Raw genomic sequence first — 13,709 nt, forward strand, 5'->3', positions numbered from 1 at the left:
ATCTGAGGCACCCTAGCGTTGTCTGTGGGATTCCGTGAAACCCCTGGGTGTGATTACCGCTTTCGCCTGCGCGTACCCCGGATTCGGGGAAGTCAACATGCGAATGGACACACTGTCCGATCATCGATCGGCAGGGCCTGTCAGCCTGTTGTGTCCCACTTCATCCTGACTAAATAGTGCATAACACTCGCGGGCGACTCTGGCGGAATGTCCGCTTCCATTGGTCTTTTCTTACCTGTGCTCGATGCCGTGGTGTGCCCGCCGCGACAATTCGAATTACCTGCGAACAGGGTGTGTGGACATGGAAACGATCACTTTGAATTCCCGGCGCGGGGGCACCGCCGAATTGCCGTGCGGAGGCCCGCGGCCGGGTCCCGCGGGGCAGGCGCGGCGGCGCGGGACCCGGGTCTCCTTCGCCGACGTTGCCTCAGCGGCCGCATACGGGGGGCCTGTTGGTGGCACGATGGTTCTGGCGGGGGTGCGCGGGGCTGGCGCTCCCGGGCCGGTAGAGCGGAACCGACCGTAGGGTGTGATCAGTTGTGGCCATTTCGCTGTCAGTGGTGCTGCTGTTGGCGATCATCCTGGTGGTGTTGATCCGAGGGGGGTCGATCAAGGCGGGGCCGGCCATCGTGGCGGTGCTCTTCGGCTTCTTCCTCGCCTCGACCGGGATGGCTCCGTCCATCAACCGGTTCCTGAACTCGATAGCGGAGACCATCAACTCGATCAGCTTCTGACCGGACGGGACGCTCCCCGGGCACCCGACCCCGCCCGGGCGGGCTCCGCGTCTTCGCGCACGCGCGGACCGACGGCCCCCGCCACCGCTCGTGGGCGCCGTCGGCCGACCGGTCGTAGGCCCCGCCGGTCGCGGACGGCGGCCCGCACGCCCCCGGGGCGGCCTGTCTCGAAGTCGTGTGTGGGCTTGTGCCAATATCGCGGGATGCTGCGACTCACCGATTTCATCATCGACTGCCCGGACACGATGAAGCTGGCGGCTTTCTACTCCGAGGTGACGGGCCGTCCGGTCAAGGAAGGCAGCTCCGAGGACTGGGCCGGCATCCAGTTCGGCGAGATCGAGCTGGCATTCATCCGGGTGGACGACTACCGCGCTCCGCAGTGGCCCGACAGCGAGCACCCCAAGCAGTTCCACCTCGACTTCGAAGTGGACGAGATCGAGCCCGAGCAGCGCCGCGTCCTCGACCTCGGCGCGACGCTGAGGCAGGACTTCATCGGCCCCAACGGCTACGGCTGGCAGGTCTACACCGACCCGGTCGGCCACCCCTTCTGCCTGTGCCGCAACAAGGGCGTCATTTGGACCGACCAGGGCCCGGTCTGGCCCGAGCGCGACTGATCAGCCGCCCACTGCCTCACCCGCTCATCTTCGCCCGGGTCGAGGGTGGCGGCATGTTCTTGATCGGGCCGAAGGCGGGTGCGCAGCCGGCGGAGCGGTGCGCAGCCGGGGCTTGATGACGCAGACAAGGGCCAGGCGGAGGAATGATCCTCTGACCTGGCCCTACGTCATATGGAGCGGGCGACGGGAATCGAACCCGCGTAGCTAGTTTGGAAGATCGCGTATGCGGATGGTGTCTGACCTGGCGAGACGTTGACCTGCGCCTATCGAGTCCGGTCGCCGCGATTCCCCGCTGTTCCCCGCCTCCCGCCCTTGGATCGGGCACGTAGGGGGCACGTGGAGCCCTCTGTCGCCCTGTGAGAGTTCGGACGCCCACGGTACCCGGCGTTGGGCTCTTCGGCCCTCACGCGAGCGCACAGGGGCTTTGCAGCAAGGGCTTCCCTCACTCCTCGATCCAGTCGTCTGCAACTGCGCGGATGAAGGCCACTAGATCGGCTTCTCGGGGAGGGATGCGTGTGGGATGGCGTGCAGCGAAGATCGAGTAGTAGCGGGCCACTCGTGCTCGAAGCTCCTCGCCCTGGGCTTGCATCGCAACCACAGCAAGGCTTACCTGCCCCGGCTCCCCGTATGCGCGGACAGGGCGTCCACGGCCGTCGTAACCCTCTACGTACTCGTCTACCGAATCGATCAGCTCATCGGCTACAGCTGGTTCATGCAGGACGAACATGCGGCCTTCCTCGTCGAAGAGCAGCACAGGGTCTGTCGGCTCGATCACCGTTGGCCCTTCTGCGCGACCGAAGGCACTGCCACCTCGGTGCGCTGCTGCCCGATGACGGCAGCCTCGCGGAGCCGCGCCCTGCGACGGGCCTCGATGTCTGCTCTCAGCTCCCCAGGAGTGGGCCAAGGTGCCCGGCGGTGGATCATGCGATGACAATTCGCGCAGATGAGGGCAAGATCACTGAGCTTGGTCTTTCCCTCGCCAGCCTCGTGCAGCGGCACGACGTGATGGCACTCGACGTATCCAGCTCCGCGCTCGCCGTAGACCTCCCCGAAGTCGAAGCCGCATGCCTCGCAGGCGAGGGTGCCGCCTTTCCGGAGAACGGACTCGATCTTCTTCTTACGCAGCCCGCCGTTTCGCTCCCTCGCCCGGTGCCGACGCAGCAGCAACCGCCCTTCGGGCGCGCTGAAGTCCTCATCAAGGTCGTCCTCCGCCTGGGCGAGGTCCTGGAGGTCGCCAGCGCTGATGCCCTCCCGGATGAGGTGTGCCACCTCGGTCATCTCGTCCGAGCGTGCAAGGAACTCGTGCAGCACCTCAACGTCGAGGGCGCCGCCCTTCGTGGGCTTGCCGCGGTAGTCGGGGTGCCGGGTAGCGATGTCGAACGTCTTGCGGGCCACGCCGTTGGGGTTGCGGAACGTCTCGTTGCGGTCCGCGTCCGCATGGATGGGCAGAAGCTGGAGCAGGGCCGACAGTTCGATAACCCGACTGTCCTGCGCGTCGAGTCCCTTCCAGCCGTTCGCCATGACCAGGTCGCACGCGAGGATGATCTCGTCACGCGCCCAGTCGGGATTCTGGACGGCCTTGACCTCGAAGCCGAGGCGCTTCAACCAGGAGGCTGCGTGATCCTTACCGCCGCTGAACTCGCCGGGCGCCAGGGCTCGTCCCTGGTCCCATTTGTGCGCTACTCCGGCGATGGCCTTCGAGTCGTACTCCTGCCCGTCGTGCACGAGGACGTATGAACGGGCTTTGCCGAAGTGGTACTCCTCCAGGAACGCCTCGCGGCCCACCTCGTCGTGCTCGGCGATCGCCTTGAGCACAGACTCTCGTGTGATTGCCCCTCTATGCATGGCCGAAGGGTACGGCTGGTCGCTGACACCTGTGTCGCGGTGCTGACGGTAACGGTGGTTGTGCCGCGCGATCACGGTCAGCTGGGGGAGCTGTACAAGGTCGCTCGGATGTGATTAAGTATTCGCCGCGCTGTATCCCAAAATCCCGGCTTCGGCCGCCAACTCCCCCTAACGCAGCGCTGAAGGGCACAACTATGCCTAAGGCTCGGTACACGTTCGAGCTGCCTGAGCATGACGTCGATTACGGTGTCGAGGTTTCGATCAAGGACCTCAACATCGATCCGCAGGCTCAGAGGACTCTTAACGAGCGGCGTGCGCAGAACATCGCCAACAACATGGTGCGCGAGGCGATCGGTTCCATCATCGTGTCGAAGCGTCCCAACGGCGACCTCTACATTGTCGACGGACAGCACCGGTGGCGGGCCTGCGCTCTTGCGGGCATCTCGACCATCATGGCGGAGATCCACCACGGTCTGTCGCAGGCGCAGGAAGCCATCCTCTTCCTGATCAAGAACAGGGAATCCCACAAGCCCCGTCCCATCGACGAATACCACGTGGGCCTCACCGGCGGTGTCCCCCTCTTCGTCGACACGGACAGGATCCTCGACAAGCACGGACTCACATTGGGCTCCACGTCCACGAACGGAGTGGGTGCGGTCTCCGGTGTCCTGCAGATCGTCGACCGCTACGGAGCCTCCGTCTTCGACCGCACGCTCACCGTGGCCGAGGATTCCTGGGAGCGTTCCGCGGAGACGTGGGACGGCATGCTCCTGGGCGGCATCGGCATGTTCCTCGGCCGGTGGGGCGACCTGGTCGACGACAAGGAACTCGCTCGGAAGATCCAGGCCATGGGCTCTGCCGCCAAGTGGCGCTCCGAGATCCTCAGCCAGTCGTCGCGAGGCGGATTCAACAACAGCGGCACGGGATCCCGTGTGGCGACGGCTTACCGTCTCGTCGGACACGCGTGGAACAGGGGCCGCAAGGCCGAGAACCGCATCGAGGCGTAACTCGACGCTTAGCCGGCGCCTTCGCAATCTTCGAAGGCGATAGTTCACCGGCTTGACCTGAGCGCGCGCTGCTCACTTCGTGTGCCCATGTAGTCCTTGTGGTGCCACGACCAGGTCAGCGTCCTGTCGAAATGAGAGCTATCCGGCGTGTGTGACCGGTGTGCCCATTCTCGCTACGCATTGAGACGTTTTCACCATTATGTGAAGCGGGAAGTCGATGCTGCTCGCGTCTTGCCGACCTCATCGAAAAGGGTCCGAAGTCGTGTTCTTCCAGCTCTTTGACGGTGCGTCCGTGGGGACCATCGTTGTTGCCGGCATCGCTTGCGCGATGCTTGCCGTAGCCCGGGTGGTCAGGAACCTCCCCAAGGATTCGATCAGTAAGTTCTTCGAGCATCGGACGACCAAGTACCAGATCATCGCCGGGGATACGAAGGGTCGTGTAGCGGTGGTCCAGAAACAGCGGCTGATGTTCCTTGCCTTCGTATGCGTGTGTGTCGCTGTCGTGGTGCTGGCCCTCGTCAGTGCGGCGGATGACAAAGCTCAGGCACCTGTCTCGCCGTCGACGCCAGTGACCGCGGAAGCTTCGCCGGCGGCTCGGTAGCTTCGAGTCCTGCCTGAGGGGTGCGTCGCTCTGAGCGAGGCACCCCGTTTCACTACACACCCCCAGCTCCCATCCCGTCTGCCGTCGACCCACACACCGTGGAGCGGGCGTGGTTCAGGGCGTCAAGGTGGAGCGCGCCACTGTACGAACGACCTTGACGCCCTGGGCCGCGTCTGCTCGGCTCTGCCTGGGTCGATGGTGGACGGGATGGGAGCACCCCGCGCACGACCCCTACGGGCCCGCAGTCGGGAACGGCGCCCCCTCCATCCCGGTGCCGGCCGATCCCCCGCCGGAGGCATCGCTTTGACCGCGGGCCTCGCAATGCGGTGATCGACTCATGGCCACCGGCCCTATCCACATGTGGGCGCGCGTCGGCGGCGGCAGCGCCGAGCGGGCCGAAGGCAGGAGCGCGGGCGCAGCCAGAGCCGGGAAGCGCGCCCGGCGGAGCGGAGCGCAGCCGGGGCTTGATGAGGTAGAGAAACCTGTAACAGCTTATGGCCGATGAGGGCGTTGGCCATGGTCCTCCTAGCTCAGGGCGAGTGCGATGGCGTGCATGTCCTCTGTGATGGCTTCGGCTCCTGCTGCGGTCAACGCTTCGCGTTTACGGGGCTTGTTGGCGTAGCCGATTGCAGTTCCTCCCGCTGCGTGCGCGGCTTGGATGTCCGTCAAGGAGTCGCCGATCAGGACACAGGCGGTCGGCGCAACATCGAGCTGTTCGGCGGCGCGCAGCACGGCGCACGGGTTCGGCTTCATCAGGTCGGGTCGATGGAGCACGCGTCCAACCACGCCATCCACGAGGTACGACAGTCCGTGGAGATCGAAAAAGCTGCGGACACAGTCCGGGGAGTTATTAGTGACCACCGCGATCGGTCGGCCGGACTGCCTTGCCGCGACCATGGCTTCGACTCCACCCTTGGTCGGGTTGCCCGCTACCTGGACGGCCTCGATCTCTGCCGCGATCAAGGCATCCTCGACTCGGCTGCTCCACGATCTATCCGAGTCATGGGTAAGGCGCAAGACTTCGAGCGGATCGAAGACCCCTGCGAGTTTGGTTCGAAGCGTGGGGTCGTGCTCCGCCGCTAGACGGGTCAAGTCCCGGGCGACCTGTGGGGCGGGCAAACTTGCGAACACGTCGCACAGGGGTCCGTCGAAGTCGAACAAAACGGCCTCGGCGACGACGAGTGTCCTGGTCAGACTGTCACTGGGAATCAAGATCGAAATCCCTCGCGATCGTGTCCCACACGCTCTCGAACCACATATGCGCCTGCTGAACCTGCTGGGCGCCACTCGAAGAATCGCCCTCGTTCACAGCGTGGTGGAACAGGACGGTGTCCTTGCCCAGTAGGTCGTAGATCTCGATCGCCTGGCCCTGGGCGACGACCTTGTTGGGCTTGACCGGGTAGTACCCGAAGAACACGTCGGCGTCGTTGATCACATACAGCTTGAAGAACGCTGTCCCGCTGTGAACGCGAACCTCGACCTTCGTCTCGGGAACCAGCCCAAGCTGTTGCAGCTCGTTGATCGAGTCTCGGATACTCCGCGTGTAACCCAGCATGATGCCGCTCATGCGGGTGCGTAGCTTTTCATCGTCCCCGCCGTCCTCCCGGCGTACCGGCGCTGCGTGCGGCACCGACATGTCTGGGACGAGTATCCGGATCCGGATACTGCCGGGGGTCAGCCGACCGACTCTGATCTTGTCCAGCGGTTCTTGCAGAGCACCGTGCAGCGTCTCGCTGGAGAATCCTGAGAAGTCGATCGTTACGTGTTCGGCTGCGAACGCCTGCTCCACGTACGGTCGCAGGCCCGCCGGCCGTTCGGTCCGGTTACGGACATAGACCCCGCTGCCCTTGCGGGAGACCACCAGGCCCTCGTCTTCCAGTTCGCGCAACGCGCGCTGGATCGTCGCCCGGGCGAAGCCGTACAGCTCCGTCAGCTTCTGGTGCGAAGGGAGCTTCTCACCCGGCGCCAACTTCTTCGTGCGAATTGCAGCTCCGAGGCTGCTAGCGACCTGCTCATACGGCGGTCGCTCGTCGTCCGGGTCGAGTGGGTCCGGGTTGAAGGCCATGGCCCCGATCCTACGCGGCAGATCTGTCGTCAGGACAGCCAGGACAGTCAGGTATTGACATGGCTAGCCAGGATGCTTACGTTGGTCATGTAGCCAACAGGGCTAGCCAAGTCAGTCACGTGCCTGGAGGTAAGCATGCCGTCCTTCAAGATCGACCTTTCGACCGCTGTGGTGTTCGTGGCGACCGCCCCGGAGCCGAAGATGGTGAACAAGAAGACCGGTGAGCGGGCTGTGGACCGTGACACCAACGCCAGCCTGTCGACGGTGGGCCTGCTCGTCTCGGATGAGGGCGAGGGCAACCTGTACCAGGTGACCGTGCCGGAGACCGGGCTCCCTGAGGGTCTGGCGCCGGGTATGCCGGTGCGGGTGGTCGGGCTCAAGGCGCGTGACTGGGAGAACGAGTTCAACGGCCAGAAGCGGCACGGGATCTCCTTCCGTGCGGTCGCGATCACGGCGGCCTGACCATGACGGACGTGGCTACCTGGTTCGAGCTGGGCGGCGCTGCTGCTGGTACCGGTGGGCTCGGCTACGCGAAGTACAACGCCCCGCGCGTGTACTGGTCGCTAGTCGGTCTCCCGGTCACGTGGGGTCGGTTCACATGGACCTACCGGTCAACCATGGACGTGTGCGGTCTGACCGTTCGGCCGTCCGGCTTCCGCGCGTTCATGACCCGCAACGTGGCTCGTCGTGAGGTGCGGCCGGCGGCGCCGAAGGTCCGTCGCATCCGGGGAACGTCCACCGGTCTGCGGGTCACGCTGCGCCTTCCTGCCGGCTTGGAGCCCGCCGACATCGCCGCGTCCTCCGAGCGTCTACGTCACGCCTGGGGAGTCCGCTCGGTGATGGTGGGGGAGACCAAGCCCGGCTACGTGGAACTGCGGATGACCGGCTACGACGTACTCAACCGGGTGCGGATGCCGCGTAAGGCCAAGGCGCGTGATCTGGTGGTCCCGGTTGCGCTGTGCGAGGACGGCACGGTGTTTGAGCGGAACTATCGGGAGGTCCCGCACGCGCTGACCCTCGGGGCGAACCAGTCGGGCAAGTCGATGTATCAGCGCAACCTGATCAAGGAGCTGGCACAGCTCCCGGTCGGCTTGATCGGCATCGACTGCAAGCGCGGTGTCGAGCATGGCCGCTACGCGTCCCGGCTGTCGGCCCTAGCCACTGATCTGGCCTCCGCCGGCCGGCTGATCGATGGGCTGGTCACAGAGATGGAGGAGCGCTTCGACCTGCTCTCCCTCTACGGCGTGTCGGACCTGTGGGAGTTGCCTGAGCACGTCCGTCCAGTGCCTCTGGTGGTGCTGATCGATGAGGTGGCGGAACTGTTCTTCGTGATCTCCAAGAAGGATGAAGCGGAGCGGGACCGGGTGGTCATGCAGCTCGTGCGGCTGGGTCAGATGGCCCGCGCGATCGGCATCTACCTGGAGGTGTGCGGGCAGCGCTTCGGCTCCGACCAGGGCCGGGGTGCAACCGCACTGCGGGCTCAGCTCACCGGCCGTGTGGTGCACCGCGTCAACGACAAGGCAAGCGCGGACATGGGCCTGTCCGACATTGCCCCCGAGGCTGTCTTGGCGGCCACGATGATCCCTGCGAACCGCCCCGGCATCGCGGTAGCTGGTGACACCTCTGGTGGCTGGTCTCGCATCCGCACCCCAGAGATTTCCCCGGATGAGGCGGCGGCCGTCTGCCGGGAATTCGCCCACCTGACCCCGGAGCTGCCGTTCCTGGCCCCGTTCCGCCCGGTCGCTCAGATCATCCCGCCGATGCCCGCTGCGCCGCCGCTCGTGCGGCCCCGCCCGGTCACCGAGTAACACCTCTCGCACTCCGGTCGGCGTGACCGTCTCGCGCCAGGTCCCTACCCGAGCCATGCCGAAAACCGAAAGGACATCGCTCATGGCACGCAAGACCACGGTCAAGCCCTCGACCACCAAGCAGTGCCCGCCCTGCGGCGGCACCGGTGAGGTCTCCTGCACTGTTCGCGTCGGCCGCAAGCGCCGTGCCGTCGGACAGCAGACCGGTATGTGCCTGAACTGCATGGGCGCCGGCGAGATCCCCGCCACCGACTGACCGTCCGGGGCCGGGGCGGCCGGACACCCCTCCCCGTCCCGCCCCGGCCCAACACCGCGAAGGAGGTGAAGACCCGTGTCCCGCTCGATCCGCCTCGATGCCGTTCTCGTCCAGGCCGTGATTGCCGGTGCGCTGTCCTTCGCCCACCTGCACGACCTCGCTGCCGCTGCCGGACAAGACGGCTGGAAAGCCTGGGCCTACCCCGTCTCGGTTGACCTGCTCTTGGTCGCCGTGTGGCGTCGACTGCGCACTGAACGCTCCGTACTGGCCTGGCTGTGGTTCCTCGTGGCCCTGGTCGCCTCGCTCGGCGCGAACATCGCCACCGCCGGGCTCCTGGACTTGGAGCACGTCCCGGACTGGCTGCGCATCGTCGTGGCCGGTTGGCCCGCGCTGGCCTTCCTTGGCGGCACTCTCCTTGCCCACACGCCCGCCGGCCCCGTGCCCGCCTCGGAGCCTGACCCTAGGCCGGTCCCCGGGCCCGTGGTCGAACGCCCCGAGGCACCCGAGCCGGCTCCCGAGATCTCCGAGCCCGCACCGGCACCTGCGCTCCCGAAAGCAAGCGTCCCGAGCGTGCCCCCAGCCCTGGTGGACCACGCCCGGAAGATCGCGACCGAGCACCGCACCCGCACCGGCACGGACATCGACGCCGCGACCCTGCGCGCTCGCCTCGGGGTTACCGAGGACCTCGCCGGCGCGATCGTCGCCCAACTCGCCTGACAGAAAAGGAGGTAGATCCCGTGCGCCCGAACCGCTTCTACGACGTGATCCGTATCGGCCCCGTCAAGGTCGGCACGTTCAACAACGGACGCGGCCAGACCAAGCACACGGCCGCGTGCACCGCCCCGAACTGTGGCTTCTCTACCGAGCACGGCAACCGCTCGGCCGCCGAACTCGCCGCCCGCACGCACCGCTGCACCGCCTGAGGAGGGCTGAACCGTGCAGTTACCCGAGGACCAGATGCGCGCCGGTCACATCCCCGCCGACCTGTACCGGCAGATCCCGCCCGGTGCCGACCTGCGCAAGGTCGTGATCGTCCAGGAAGCACCCCGCTCCTACAAAGGCCCGATCATCCTCGCGCTGGTGGTCGCCGCCGGAACGATCGCGGTCCTGCTCGTGATCGCCTTCGTCGCCCAGATCGTCGCCGGTGCTGCCGTTGCGGTCCTGTCCGCCACGGGCGGGCTCAGCTACACGATCAACCGCAGCAAGAAGCGGGAGTTATCCCGCGCGGGCACTCGCCGGCGCTCCCGCTCGCCACGCAAGCATCCGGTTCGCTCCCGGCCTGTCCGGTCCCGGAGCCGCTACCGCAAGTGATGCCCTCCGGGGCGGCCTCAACCGCCAAGTATCCGCCGCCCCGGACGGCCGACCTCTTCCAGATCTCTCAACCCGAAAGGGCTCTCTCATCATGCCTCAGCCCGCCCCGAACCTGCCCGTCTGCCGGGACTGCGACGGCTTCCCTGTCGTTGCCATCACCACCGGCACCCGCCACCCGGACGGCTCCCGCGTCCTGCTTCGCGTCGTCTGCCGTACCTGTCAGGGCGCCGGCACCGCCCGCAGCGTTCGTCGACAGGCGGTGACCCTCTGATGCCCCGCCGCTGGAGCCTCGGTGTCGACCGCATCCTCTCCGACGGGCTGGACGGCGACTACGACCGCCTCAAGAAGACCGCTAAGGCGCATCGGCTGCACGACGGGGACGCCAAGTTGCCCCGCCCGAGCGGTGGGTCCAAGGGCCAGTCGCAGACCTCCAGCCGAGACGCCAACACCCCGCAGAAGCGTCGTTGGGGCTGGTGATCGGCATGGCTGTTCTGAATTGGCGCTCCGCCGATCACTACGACCACACCGGCGACCAGCCGTGCGTGCTCTGCGGCAAGCCCACCCCGCTGCGCTCGGACCGAGGCAAGCCCGTGCACAAGGTCTGCGCCGAGGACTGGATCGACCGCCACCCGCCGAAGGAAGACAACCAGTGACCGACACCGCTACCGCGGCCGGTCTGGATGCGGCCACCCTCGCCGACGTGCTGAGGGTGGCCGGCTCCACCGACTTCGACCGCTGGCAAGACCAGATCCGCCGTACCGGGGGATGCTCCGACCCGATTCGCCTGACCGGCGGAATCAAGACCATCGACCCGACGACGAAGACCGTCCTGCACGCGTACACGACCGAGACTGAGCCCGGCGGCACACTGCGCATCGCCTGCGGCAACCGCCGGGCTTCGCGCTGCCCCTCGTGCGCCTGGACCTACGCCGGCGACACCTACCACCTGATCCGCGCGGGCCTCGTGGGCGATCCCGCCAAGGGCACCCCCGAGACGATCCGCGACCACCCGCGCGTGTTCGCCACCCTCACCGCCCCGAGCTTCGGCCCCGTCCACAACCGACCCGGCGCCCGGCCCTGCCGCTGCGGCATCGGCCATGGTGAGGACGCACCGGAACTCGGCACCCCGCTCGACCCTGACCGCTACGACTACGCGGGCGCCGTGCTCTGGAACAACCACGCATCTGACCTGTGGCGCTACTTCACGATCTACCTCCGCCGCGAGATCGCCAAGCGCGCCGGCCTCACCCAGAAAGACGCCCGCGAACAGTCCCGGCTGTCCTTCGGCAAGGTCGCCGAATACCAAAAGCGCGGCGCCGTGCACTTCCATGCCGTCATCCGCTTCGACGGACCCGAAGGGCCCGACACCCCGCCCCCGGCCTGGGCAACCCTCAGCCTGCTCACGGACGCGATCCGCGCTGCTGCTGCCCGCGTCGCGGTCGACGTACCACCCGCCGGTGACGAATCGGCCCGCACCCTGCGCTGGGGCACACAGCTCGACGTTCAGCCCATCGGCGCCTTCGGCCAAGGCGAAGAGATCACCGAACTCGCCGTGGCTTCCTACGTCGCCAAGTACGCGACGAAAGCCGCCGAGACGACCGGCACCGTCGACCGCCGGATCGGCAACAAGGAAGCCCTCGTGCTCCTCGACGTGCCCGAGCATCCCCGCCGGCTGATCGAAGCCTGCCTCGACCTGCACGCCCTCTACCCGGACCGGAAGTTACGGGAGTGGGCCCACATGCTCGGCTTCCGCGGCCACTTCTCCACCAAATCCCGCCGCTACTCCACCACCCTCGGCGCTCTCCGCCAGGTCCGCGCCGACTACCGCGCAGCCCAGCAGCGCCAAGCCCTCGGCCTGCCCGACCCCGACGACAACCCGGAAGCGACCACCCTCGTGCTCTCCCACTGGGCCTACGCCGGCCACGGCTACACCCCCGGTGAGTCTTGGCTCGCGGCCAACATCCGCCGCGACATCCAACAGAACCGCGAGACCGCACGCGAAGCCCTGCAAGACCTCGACAGCCAAGGGGAGGACTGAACATGGATCGACTGCTGAACGTGGAACAGGTCGCCGAACTGCTGGGAACGACGGTGCGCTTCCCGCGGCGGCTGATCGAGGAACGGCGCGTCGAGTACGTGAAGGTCGGGAGGCACGTCCGCATCCGGGAGAGCGTCGTACGCGCGCTGATCGAGAGCAACACGGTGGCGCCTCGCCGTTCCTCCTCGTCGTTGCGGGCGGTCGCCTGATGGCCGGCAAGCGCCGACAGTTCGGTCGTGTCCGCAAGCTGCCGTCCGGCCGTTACCAAGCGCGCTACGCCGGTCCTGACGGGCAGCTCCGCCCGGCACCGGAGACCTTCCGCACCAAACGGGACGCGGATGACTGGCTGGCAGACAAACAGACCGAGTTGCGCCGCGGTGACTGGCACGACCCGGACGCCGGAAAGGTGGCCTTCGGTCCGTACGCCGTTGCCTGGATCACGGAACGCGAATTGACCACCACCACCCGGCAGCTCTACCGCTCGCTCCTGCGGCACCACCTCGAACCGACCTTCGGGGCGGTCAACGTCGCGGACATCTCGCCCCCGTTCGTGCGGCGTTGGCGTGCCGAGAAGCTCGCTGCCGGTACCGGGCCGACCACGGTGGCCAAGGCGTACGCCCTGCTGCGCGCGATCATGGGTACGGCCGTTGCCGACCAGATGATCCGGCGCAACCCGTGCACGATCAAGGGCGCCAGCACGGTACACACTCCGGAGCGCCCGACCGCCACGGTGCAGGAGGTCTACAGCCTGGCCGACGCCATCGATCCCCGGTACCGAGCGCTGGTGCTGATGGCCGGCTTCCTGGGCTTGCGCTGGGGCGAACTGATCGGCCTGCACCGCCGGGATGTCGACCTGGACGCCGGCGCGGTGCGCGTTCGCCGTGCTGTCGCAGAACTCATCAACGGGCAGCGCGAGATCAAGGCGCCCAAGAGCGCGGCCGGCAAGCGCACGGTGGCCATTCCGAGCGTGATTGTCGCCGACGTCCGTGATCACCTGGAGCGCTACGCGGAGCACGGCGCCGACGGCCGTGTCTTCATCGGGGCCAAGGGGGCGACCCCGCGCCGGAACCACTTCAACCGGCTGTGGCGCCGGGCGTGCGAGGACGCGGGGATCAAGGGTCTGCACTTCCATGATCTTCGGCACACGGGCAACACCCTCGCCGCGTCGACCGGGGCCAGCACCCGTGAACTGATGTCCCGCATGGGCCACAGCACCGCCCGCGCGGCCCTGATCTACCAGCACGCGAGCGCCGACCGTGACCGGCTGATCGCCGACGCGGTGAGCGGTCTGGTGGAGAAGGGGCGCCAGGGCGTGACGAAGCCGAAGAAGAAAGATCGAAAGCCCAAGGGGCACGCGGGGGACACACCGGACTGAACGGAGAGCCGGGATACGACAAGGGCCAGGCGGAGGAATGATCCTCTGACCTGGC

General features: G+C 66.9%; 20 protein-coding genes. 16 read left to right on the forward strand and 4 right to left on the reverse strand.

The window, feature by feature from the left end; genetic code table 11:
* Positions 1–539 precede the first annotated feature (539 nt).
* Entirely contained in the window at positions 540–734 is a 195-nt protein-coding gene (locus tag AC0ZLC_RS09895) for a hypothetical protein (RefSeq protein ID WP_016435177.1), read from the forward strand.
* 203 nt (positions 735–937) lie between these two features.
* Positions 938–1,348: a VOC family protein gene (locus tag AC0ZLC_RS09900; RefSeq protein ID WP_476751518.1), complete on the forward strand. Its 411-nt coding sequence runs from the start codon at positions 938–940 to the stop codon at positions 1,346–1,348.
* 442 nt (positions 1,349–1,790) lie between these two features.
* On the opposite strand, the gene AC0ZLC_RS09905 is transcribed toward AC0ZLC_RS09900, so the two are convergent.
* Positions 1,791–2,123 (reverse strand): hypothetical protein, encoded by a 333-nt coding sequence (locus AC0ZLC_RS09905; protein WP_476751519.1) that lies wholly within the window; start codon positions 2,121–2,123, stop codon positions 1,791–1,793.
* Positions 2,120–3,193, reverse strand: coding sequence for an HNH endonuclease (locus AC0ZLC_RS09910; protein WP_476751520.1), 1,074 nt, complete (start codon positions 3,191–3,193; stop codon positions 2,120–2,122). Before AC0ZLC_RS09910 ends, AC0ZLC_RS09905 begins: the two co-directional genes overlap by 4 nt.
* Before the next feature lie 194 nt (positions 3,194–3,387).
* Between AC0ZLC_RS09910 and AC0ZLC_RS09915 the strand changes: the two genes are divergently transcribed.
* Both AC0ZLC_RS09915 and AC0ZLC_RS09920 read left to right on the forward strand, forming a co-directional pair.
* Positions 3,388–4,200 carry a DUF6551 family protein gene (locus AC0ZLC_RS09915; RefSeq protein ID WP_476751521.1) on the forward strand — a complete coding sequence of 271 codons (813 nt, stop codon included), beginning with the start codon at positions 3,388–3,390 and terminating at the stop codon, positions 4,198–4,200.
* 262 nt (positions 4,201–4,462) lie between these two features.
* Entirely contained in the window at positions 4,463–4,801 is a 339-nt protein-coding gene (locus tag AC0ZLC_RS09920; protein ID WP_476751522.1) for a hypothetical protein, read from the forward strand.
* 525 nt (positions 4,802–5,326) lie between these two features.
* On the opposite strand, the gene AC0ZLC_RS09925 is transcribed toward AC0ZLC_RS09920, so the two are convergent.
* Complete coding sequence (locus AC0ZLC_RS09925; protein WP_476751523.1) at positions 5,327–6,013, reverse strand: HAD family hydrolase; 687 nt, start codon at positions 6,011–6,013, stop codon at positions 5,327–5,329.
* Positions 6,000–6,866 (reverse strand): GntR family transcriptional regulator, encoded by an 867-nt coding sequence (locus AC0ZLC_RS09930; RefSeq protein WP_476751524.1) that lies wholly within the window; start codon positions 6,864–6,866, stop codon positions 6,000–6,002. Before AC0ZLC_RS09930 ends, AC0ZLC_RS09925 begins: the two co-directional genes overlap by 14 nt.
* 135 nt (positions 6,867–7,001) lie before the next feature.
* On the opposite strand from AC0ZLC_RS09930, the gene AC0ZLC_RS09935 reads away from it, so the two are divergent.
* The 12 genes from AC0ZLC_RS09935 to AC0ZLC_RS09990 all read left to right on the forward strand — a co-directional run bounded on the left by AC0ZLC_RS09935 (position 7,002) and on the right by AC0ZLC_RS09990 (position 13,654).
* Positions 7,002–7,328 carry an SCO3933 family regulatory protein gene (locus AC0ZLC_RS09935; protein WP_476751525.1) on the forward strand — a complete coding sequence of 109 codons (327 nt, stop codon included), beginning with the start codon at positions 7,002–7,004 and terminating at the stop codon, positions 7,326–7,328.
* A 2-nt stretch (positions 7,329–7,330) separates the two neighbouring features.
* The gene (locus AC0ZLC_RS09940; protein ID WP_476751526.1) at positions 7,331–8,674 is read left to right on the forward strand and encodes an FtsK/SpoIIIE domain-containing protein; all 1,344 of its coding nucleotides are present in this window, start codon (positions 7,331–7,333) and stop codon (positions 8,672–8,674) included.
* Positions 8,675–8,756: 82 nt separating this feature from the next.
* Positions 8,757–8,930, forward strand: a complete 174-nt coding sequence (locus AC0ZLC_RS09945; protein ID WP_476751527.1) for a hypothetical protein — start codon at positions 8,757–8,759, stop codon at positions 8,928–8,930.
* Between the two features lie 75 nt (positions 8,931–9,005).
* A complete protein-coding gene (locus AC0ZLC_RS09950) occupies positions 9,006–9,647 on the forward strand; it encodes a DUF2637 domain-containing protein (RefSeq protein WP_476751528.1) in 642 nt (213 codons plus the stop codon).
* Between the two features lie 20 nt (positions 9,648–9,667).
* Entirely contained in the window at positions 9,668–9,853 is a 186-nt protein-coding gene (locus AC0ZLC_RS09955; protein ID WP_476751529.1) for a mobile element transfer protein, read from the forward strand.
* 13 nt (positions 9,854–9,866) lie between these two features.
* Complete coding sequence (locus tag AC0ZLC_RS09960) at positions 9,867–10,241, forward strand: hypothetical protein (protein ID WP_476751530.1); 375 nt, start codon at positions 9,867–9,869, stop codon at positions 10,239–10,241.
* Positions 10,242–10,332: 91 nt separating this feature from the next.
* Positions 10,333–10,512 (forward strand): hypothetical protein, encoded by a 180-nt coding sequence (locus AC0ZLC_RS09965; protein WP_476751531.1) that lies wholly within the window; start codon positions 10,333–10,335, stop codon positions 10,510–10,512.
* Positions 10,512–10,718: a hypothetical protein gene (locus AC0ZLC_RS09970; protein WP_476751532.1), complete on the forward strand. Its 207-nt coding sequence runs from the start codon at positions 10,512–10,514 to the stop codon at positions 10,716–10,718. The genes AC0ZLC_RS09965 and AC0ZLC_RS09970 overlap by 1 nt, the downstream gene beginning before the upstream one ends.
* Positions 10,719–10,723: 5 nt before the next feature.
* Entirely contained in the window at positions 10,724–10,894 is a 171-nt protein-coding gene (locus AC0ZLC_RS09975) for a hypothetical protein (protein ID WP_476751533.1), read from the forward strand.
* Complete coding sequence (gene repSA, locus AC0ZLC_RS09980) at positions 10,891–12,279, forward strand: replication initiator protein RepSA (RefSeq protein ID WP_476751534.1); 1,389 nt, start codon at positions 10,891–10,893, stop codon at positions 12,277–12,279. The genes AC0ZLC_RS09975 and repSA overlap by 4 nt, the downstream gene beginning before the upstream one ends.
* A gap of 2 nt (positions 12,280–12,281) precedes the next feature.
* Positions 12,282–12,488, forward strand: a complete 207-nt coding sequence (locus AC0ZLC_RS09985; protein WP_476751535.1) for an excisionase family DNA-binding protein — start codon at positions 12,282–12,284, stop codon at positions 12,486–12,488.
* Positions 12,488–13,654, forward strand: coding sequence for a tyrosine-type recombinase/integrase (locus tag AC0ZLC_RS09990; protein ID WP_476751536.1), 1,167 nt, complete (start codon positions 12,488–12,490; stop codon positions 13,652–13,654). The genes AC0ZLC_RS09985 and AC0ZLC_RS09990 overlap by 1 nt, the downstream gene beginning before the upstream one ends.
* Positions 13,655–13,709: the final 55 nt, after the last annotated feature.

It is taken from the genome of Streptomyces sp. GLSS-08 (genome assembly GCF_056387915.1).

Excerpts from the sequence above, each read along its gene's own strand:
- AC0ZLC_RS09975 (WP_476751533.1), top strand. The coding sequence starts at position 10,724 with ATGGCTGTTCTGAATTGGCGCTCCGCCGATCACTACGACCACACCGGC.
- AC0ZLC_RS09945 (WP_476751527.1), top strand. The coding sequence starts at position 8,757 with ATGGCACGCAAGACCACGGTCAAGCCCTCGACCACCAAGCAGTGCCCG.
- AC0ZLC_RS09930 (WP_476751524.1), bottom strand. The coding sequence starts at position 6,866 with ATGGCCTTCAACCCGGACCCACTCGACCCGGACGACGAGCGACCGCCG.
- AC0ZLC_RS09965 (WP_476751531.1), top strand. The coding sequence starts at position 10,333 with ATGCCTCAGCCCGCCCCGAACCTGCCCGTCTGCCGGGACTGCGACGGC.
- AC0ZLC_RS09935 (WP_476751525.1), top strand. The coding sequence starts at position 7,002 with ATGCCGTCCTTCAAGATCGACCTTTCGACCGCTGTGGTGTTCGTGGCG.
- AC0ZLC_RS09970 (WP_476751532.1), top strand. The coding sequence starts at position 10,512 with ATGCCCCGCCGCTGGAGCCTCGGTGTCGACCGCATCCTCTCCGACGGG.
- AC0ZLC_RS09940 (WP_476751526.1), top strand. The coding sequence starts at position 7,331 with ATGACGGACGTGGCTACCTGGTTCGAGCTGGGCGGCGCTGCTGCTGGT.
- AC0ZLC_RS09910 (WP_476751520.1), bottom strand. The coding sequence starts at position 3,193 with ATGCATAGAGGGGCAATCACACGAGAGTCTGTGCTCAAGGCGATCGCC.
- AC0ZLC_RS09900 (WP_476751518.1), top strand. The coding sequence starts at position 938 with ATGCTGCGACTCACCGATTTCATCATCGACTGCCCGGACACGATGAAG.
- AC0ZLC_RS09990 (WP_476751536.1), top strand. The coding sequence starts at position 12,488 with ATGGCCGGCAAGCGCCGACAGTTCGGTCGTGTCCGCAAGCTGCCGTCC.
- AC0ZLC_RS09915 (WP_476751521.1), top strand. The coding sequence starts at position 3,388 with ATGCCTAAGGCTCGGTACACGTTCGAGCTGCCTGAGCATGACGTCGAT.
- AC0ZLC_RS09985 (WP_476751535.1), top strand. The coding sequence starts at position 12,282 with ATGGATCGACTGCTGAACGTGGAACAGGTCGCCGAACTGCTGGGAACG.